Origin of the sequence: Azovibrio sp., assembly GCF_049658005.1 — a bacterium.
Lineage (GTDB): Bacteria > Pseudomonadota > Gammaproteobacteria > Burkholderiales > Rhodocyclaceae > Azovibrio.
Genome location: NZ_JBASOH010000056.1, coordinates 1 through 6430, shown reverse-complemented (window position 1 = coordinate 6430; position 6430 = coordinate 1). Strand labels below are relative to the sequence as shown.

Here is a 6430-nt window from a genome sequence, read left to right as displayed (position 1 = left end):
GCCCACTGCTGGAGCATGCCGCCGACGTCTTCGGGGGTGCGCCTGCGCAGAAGGAGCCTGTAGATCTGGTGCCGCTACATGCCAAGCTCGGACAGCTCACGCTGGAGAACGATTTTTTCGAGCGCGCGCTCGCCAAGGCGGGATTGCTGAGCGCAAAGCCATGATCGACCGCAAGCACGACCTCCCCATCACGCGCCCAGGCCAAGCTGCTGGGCCTCAGCCGGGGCACGGTGTACTACCTGCCGCGCCCGGTCAGCGATGCCGATTGGGCGCTCATGCGCCGCATTGACGAACGGCATCTGCAGCCCCCCTTCATGGGGGCTCGCATGCTGCGCGATCAACTCGCCCGCGAGGGCGTGCATGCTACCCAAACGGGTCGAGGCTGCATAAAATGAAATTCCTGGTGCGCCCCGAGTTGCCCACCGCGTCGGTCGGTTCGTCGCAAGCGACCACCGCCGCCGTGGACGACTCTGCACCTTTGGCAACCCGCCCGGAGTCCACTTATGAATCGGGGAAAGCTGTTCAAACAAACGGAGCCACTTCTGGAGTCGCAATGCAGATTCACCTAGCAGATTATCCGCAACTTAAATTGCTTGCGTGGAATCGACGGGATGATGATCTCGTCGAGGAAGAGGAAGCATTCGCCTTGTATGAACGGAACTGGCATTTCGTTGAAGAAGAGAAACTATCACTCAACGAACGACAGTTAATCGAACGGCTTACAACGCTGTTCGGGAAGGGGGTGATGAATGTTTGATCGCCCTCACCACCAGCGTATTGAAAAGGTACTGCACGCCTTCAATTGTGATCTCCTGGGCCAAACAGAGTGCTATTTTGGCGGTGGAACAGCGATAGTTCTATCCCTTGCCGAATACAGAGAATCACTCGGCATTGATTTCCTATGCGCTTCCAACGAAGGCTATCGCCTCTTGCGAAACACAATCTCACCAGGCAGCCTTGGGGCTTTGCTTAAAGAGCCAATTCAGCATCTTCGTGAAGTGCGGGCGGACCGATATGGAATCCGTACTATTCTTGAAGTTGATGGAACTCCGATCAAAGTCGAGATTGTCAGCGAAGCTCGCATTGCGATACAAGGCAGCCAGCACCCGGTCTTCCGCGTGCCGACACTCTCACTTGAAGACATGTACGCGGAAAAGTTGCTTGCAAACGCAGATCGCGGACTGGATAAGGCCACAATGAGCCGCGACATCATCGACTTGGCGATGATGATCGACAACTGGGGAGAGATACCGAATTCCTCATGGGAGAAGGTCAAGACCGCTTACGGTGAGCACGTCGTTAAAGCCTTTCGCTCATCATTGGAGATGGTTTGCAACAGGGACTATCTCAAGCTCTGCCTTCAAAAAATGCATATGGATGAAGGCTTGGTTGACCGCATACCGATGGTGCTCAATTGCCCCCAACCGGATTGTTGCGCGGGCAGGCAGGGGAGCCTGGGTGGCTGACATCCCTCGACCTTTCCGCGATAATCGACCGGCGTGCTTGCCGGAAACATCCCTGCCGGCGGCGCTGGCGTTACCCGTGCCGCACGGGGGAGACAAGACAGGAATCCCTGTCATCCATACTGACAAGCACTGGAGGGGAAATGAGCCCATCTCACATCGAGGTTCCCGCGGGGGGTCAGAAGATCGTTCCGGGTCAGGCAACTCCGGACAATCCCATCATTCCGTTCATTGAGGGTGACGGCATCGGCGTGGATATCACCCCGGTGATGATCAAGGTGATCGATGCGGCCGTGGCCAAGGCCTATGGCGGCACCAGGAAAATCCACTGGATGGAAGTCCATGCCGGGGAGAAAGCCACCCGGCTTTATGGTCCGGACGAGTGGCTGCCCAAGGAAACCTTTGCTGCCCTGAAGGAATACTCGGTCTCCATCAAGGGGCCGATCACCACGCCGGTCGGCGGTGGCATCCGCTCCTTGAACGTGGCTCTGCGCCAGGAGCTGGATCTTTACCAGTGCGTTCGCCCGGTGCGCTATTTCAAGGGCGTGCCCTCGCCCCTGAAGCATCCGGAGCAGACCAACATGGTCATCTTCCGGGAAAACACCGAGGACATTTATGCTGGTGTCGAATGGGCGGTGGGTTCCGAGGCGGTCAAAAAAGTGATCGATTTCCTGCAACAGGAAATGGGGGTCAGGAAGATCCGCTTTCCGGAGAGTTCCGGCATCGGCATCAAGCCCATTTCCATCGAGGGCTCTGCCCGCCTCGTGCGCGCCGCGATCCAGTACGCCATCGATAACGACCGCAAGTCGGTGACCCTCGTGCACAAGGGCAACATCATGAAGTTTACCGAGGGCCTGTTCCGTGACACCGGCTATCAGGTGGCACGCGAGGAATTCGGCGCCGAGCCGATCGACGGCGGCCCGTGGTGCCGGATCAAGAACCCCAAGAGCGGCCGCGAGATCACCCTCAAGGATTCCATCGCCGATGCCTTCTTGCAGCAGATCCTGCTGCGCCCCGCCGAGTATGACGTGATCGCCACCACCAATTTGAACGGCGACTACATCTCCGACGCCCTGGCGGCCCAGGTGGGCGGCATCGGCATCGCCCCGGGGGCCAATATGTCCGACCGGTATGCCTGTTTCGAGGCCACCCACGGCACCGCCCCCAAGTACGCCGGGCTCGACAAGGTCAATCCCGGTTCGCTGATCCTCTCCGCCGAGATGATGCTGCGTCACCTGGGCTGGGTCGAGGCGGCCGATCGGGTCATCAAGGCGATGGAAGCAGCCATCGGCGACAAGCAGGTCACCTATGATTTTGCCCGGCTGATGGAGGGAGCGAACGAACTGTCCTGCTCCGGGTTCGGCGATGCCATGATTGCGCGGATGTAAGTCGTGTGTTCCTGTTTCGTGTGTTCCTGTTGTATGCAAGTCAACTGGCGCAGCCCCCATGAATTCCTGTCAACCCATCGGCGTCTTCGATTCCGGCCTGGGCGGCCTCACCGTCCTGGCCGCGCTGCGGGCGCGGCTGCCTGGCGAAGACTTCATCTACTTTGCCGATACCCATTTCCTGCCCTACGGGGACCGGCCCGAGTCCTTCATCCAGGCCCGGGGCCAGGCCATTGCCGCGGCCCTGGTGGAGCGCGGTGCCAAAGCCATCGTGGTGGCCTGCAATACGGCTACGGCGGCGGCGGCGGAGTTGATCCGGGCCGCTATCCCCAAGCCCGTGGTGGCCCTGGAGCCGGCGGTGAAGCCGGCAGCCGGACTGACCCGGACCGGGGTGGTGGGCGTCCTGGCCACCACCCGTACCCTGGCCAGTGGCCGTTTCCAGCGTCTGGTGCAGACCTATGCCGAATCCGTGCAGGTGATATCCCAGGCCTGCCCGGGGCTGGCGGAAGCGATCGAGACCGAGGGGCCCGACAGCCCCAGGGTGCAAGCCCTGCTGGATGAATACCTGCAGCCTCTGGCCCGGGCCGGCGCCGATGTGGTGGTGCTGGGCTGCACCCATTACCCCTGGGTGCGGGCCGGCATTTCGGCCCGTCTGCCCGAGGGCGTCATCCTCGTCGATACCGGCGAGGCGGTGGCCCGTCAGGTGGAGCGCCGCCTTCAGGGCGAAAGCCGGCTGGGTGGCCATGGCCAACTGCAACTGGCCACCAGCGGCAACCCGCTGCAGGTGCGGGAAACCGTGGCGCGGTTGTGGGGCTCCTTCCTGCCGGTAGAAAGGTGGCAAATCTGACGGCAAGGAAGCCCCTTGCCGGGGTGCGGCCAGCCGGCTTGCCGAGCCCTGGTCTTTGCTGTCGTTCACAGCCGCGGCCAGACCGGCCCATCACGGGACGCGCATGAAGGGACGCGCACAAAAGACGACGCGCACAAAAGACGACGCGTACAAAAAAGCCCCGGACCGAAAGTCGGGGGCTTTTTGCTGTTCTTTCAGTGGATCACTGGTGCCCAGGAGAGGACTCGAACCTCCACGGAGTTACCCGCTAGTACCTGAAACTAGTGCGTCTACCAATTCCGCCACCTGGGCGTGAACCGACTGAAACAACTGCTTTGCTTTGCAGCATTTAGCGACTAGAATCGAAGCTTTGCCGAAGCTTTGATCGCCAGTTTTGCTGGTGCCCAGGAGAGGACTCGAACCTCCACGCCTTGCAGCGCTAGTACCTGAAACTAGTGCGTCTACCAATTCCGCCACCTGGGCACAGGTGCGAAGAGCGCCATATTCTAAAGAAAGAAAATTTGATGTCAACAAGAAAAATATCCAAAGTCCGCCGTGCGGACCCTTTTTACGAGCGCGAATGCAAGCGCTATGAGTTTCCCCTGCCATCGCGGGAATATATCGTCCAGGTGCTCGAAGAGCAGGGCCAGCCGCTCTCGCTCGAACGATTGCTCGAACTGCTCGACATCGGCGCCGACGAGCGGGAGATGTTCTGCCGGCGTCTCTCTGCCATGGAGCGCGAAGGGCAACTGCTCAAGAACCGCAAGGGCGATTTCATCCTGCCCGAGAAGGCCAGCCTCATCGCCGGCCGGGTACAGGGCCATCCCGATGGTTTCGGTTTCCTGATTCCCGACGACGGCAGCCCCGATATTTTCCTGGAACAGCGCCAGATGGAAAAAGTGCTGCACGGCGACCGGGCGCTGGTGCGCATCACCGGCAAGGACAAGAAGGGCCGTCCCGAAGGTTCGATCGTCGAAGTCACCGACCGGGCCAATTCGCGGGTGGTGGGCCGGGTGTTCGTGGAACACGGCGTGGCCTTCGTGGTGCCCGAGAATCGCCGCATCACCCAGGACATCCTGATTCCGCCCGAGAAGAAGCCCAAGTTCAAGCCCGTGGCCGGCCAGGTGGTGATGGTGGACATCATCGAACAGCCCTCAAGGTATTCCCAGCCCATGGGCAGGATCAGCGAGGTGCTGGGCAATTACGCCGATCCGGGTATGGAGATCGAGATTGCCCTCCGCAAGCACGACCTGCCCTTCGAGTTTTCGGCGGATTGCCTGGCCGAAAACGCCAAGGTGCCCGATGCGGTGAGGAAGACCGACCACAAGGCCCGCGAAGACTTGCGCGATCTGCCCCTGGTGACCATCGACGGGGAAACCGCCAAGGACTTCGATGACGCCGTGTTCTGCGACAAGCAGGGTAAGGGCTGGCGCCTGGTGGTGGCGATTGCCGACGTGTCCCATTACGTGCGGCCGGGCATGGCCCTGGATGCGGAGGCTTTCCAGCGCGGCAATTCCGTGTATTTTCCGCGCCGGGTGATTCCCATGCTGCCGGAAAAGCTCTCCAACGGCATCTGCTCCCTCAACCCCGATGTGGAGCGCCTGGCCATGGTCTGCGATGCCAGCATCAGCGCCACGGGGGAGATCAGGCAGTACCGCTTCTACCCGGCCGTGTTCCGCTCCCACGCCCGGCTGACCTACAACCAGGTGTGGGACTGGCTCTCCGGCACGGCCCGGCCGGAAAGCGAGATCCACAAGGCCCTCGAGCCGCAGCTACAGAACCTCTACAAGCTCTATCAGGTCCTGGCCAAGGCCCGGGTCAAGCGCGGCGCCATCGATTTCGAGACCATCGAAACCCAGATGATCTTCAACACCGAGGGCAAGATCGAGAACATCGTGCCGGTGATCCGTAACGATGCCCACCGCATCATCGAGGAATGCATGCTGGCGGCCAATGTCTGCGCCTCGGATTTCCTGGCCAAGCATGAGCAGCCCTGCCTGTACCGCATCCACGAAGGCCCGAATGAGGAAAAGCTGAAGAACCTGCGCAGCTTCCTCTCCGAATTCGGCCTCGCCCTTACCGGCGGGGATGATCCCAAGGCCAAGGATTACGCCTTGCTCCTGGAAAAGGTGAAGGAACGGCCCGACGCCCAGTTGCTGCAGACCGTGATGCTGCGCTCCTTGAAGCAGGCCAGGTACAGCCCGGAGAACGTGGGTCACTTCGGTCTGGCCTATGAGCACTACACCCATTTCACCTCGCCCATCCGCCGTTACCCGGACCTGCTCGTGCACCGGGCCATCAAGGCGGTGCTGGCCGGCGAACGCTACAACCCCGGTGACTGGGAGGCGATCGGCCTGCACTGCTCGCAGACCGAGCGGCGCGCCGACGAAGCCACCCGCGATGTGGAGAACTGGTTGAAGTGCTACTTCATGAAGGAGCGTATCGGCGAAATTTTCGACGGCACCATTTCCGCCGTCACCGGCTTTGGCATCTTTGTGGCGCTGGACCTGGTCTATGTGGAAGGCCTGGTGCACGTCTCCGAGCTGGGTTCCGACTACTTCCAGTTCGACCCGGTCAAGCACCAGATGCTGGGCGAACGCACCGGCCAGCGTTTCCGTCTGGGCGACCGGGTGCGGGTGAAACTGGTGAAGGCCGATCTGGAAACCAACCGCATCGACTTTACCTTGGTGCCCAAGGAAGCTGCGGATGCGGTTCCCGGGCGTGCGCGTCGTCCTGGCGAGGCCCGGGCCCAGCCC

5 protein-coding genes, 2 tRNA genes and 1 pseudogene are annotated in these 6430 nt (G+C 61.1%); 6 read left to right on the top strand and 2 right to left on the bottom strand.

Annotated elements, in window-relative coordinates; translation table 11 throughout:
• The 5 genes and pseudogenes from WBH99_RS06005 to murI form a co-directional block, all read left to right on the top strand.
• Positions 1–356 (top strand): annotated as a pseudogene (locus WBH99_RS06005) (IS3 family transposase); the annotation flags it as partial.
• 35 nt (positions 357–391) lie between these two features.
• Positions 392–757 (top strand): hypothetical protein, encoded by a 366-nt coding sequence (locus WBH99_RS06000; protein WP_424219201.1) that lies wholly within the window; start codon positions 392–394, stop codon positions 755–757.
• Positions 750–1466, top strand: coding sequence for a nucleotidyl transferase AbiEii/AbiGii toxin family protein (locus WBH99_RS05995; RefSeq protein ID WP_424219200.1), 717 nt, complete (start codon positions 750–752; stop codon positions 1464–1466). Before WBH99_RS06000 ends, WBH99_RS05995 begins: the two co-directional genes overlap by 8 nt.
• A 140-nt stretch (positions 1467–1606) precedes the next feature.
• Positions 1607–2851 (top strand): NADP-dependent isocitrate dehydrogenase, encoded by a 1245-nt coding sequence (gene icd, locus WBH99_RS05990; RefSeq protein ID WP_424219199.1) that lies wholly within the window; start codon positions 1607–1609, stop codon positions 2849–2851.
• Between the two features lie 58 nt (positions 2852–2909).
• On the top strand, positions 2910–3695 hold the full coding sequence (murI, locus tag WBH99_RS05985; protein WP_424219198.1) for a glutamate racemase: 786 nt from the start codon (positions 2910–2912) through the stop codon (positions 3693–3695).
• 206 nt (positions 3696–3901) lie between these two features.
• Here murI and WBH99_RS05980 read toward each other — a convergent pair.
• A tRNA-Leu gene (locus tag WBH99_RS05980) sits at positions 3902–3986 on the bottom strand.
• Between the two features lie 86 nt (positions 3987–4072).
• Positions 4073–4157, bottom strand: a tRNA-Leu gene (locus tag WBH99_RS05975).
• 41 nt (positions 4158–4198) lie between these two features.
• On the opposite strand from WBH99_RS05975, the gene rnr reads away from it, so the two are divergent.
• Positions 4199–6430 (top strand): ribonuclease R (gene rnr / locus WBH99_RS05970; RefSeq protein ID WP_424219197.1); only part of this gene is annotated, 2232 nt, incomplete at its 3' end.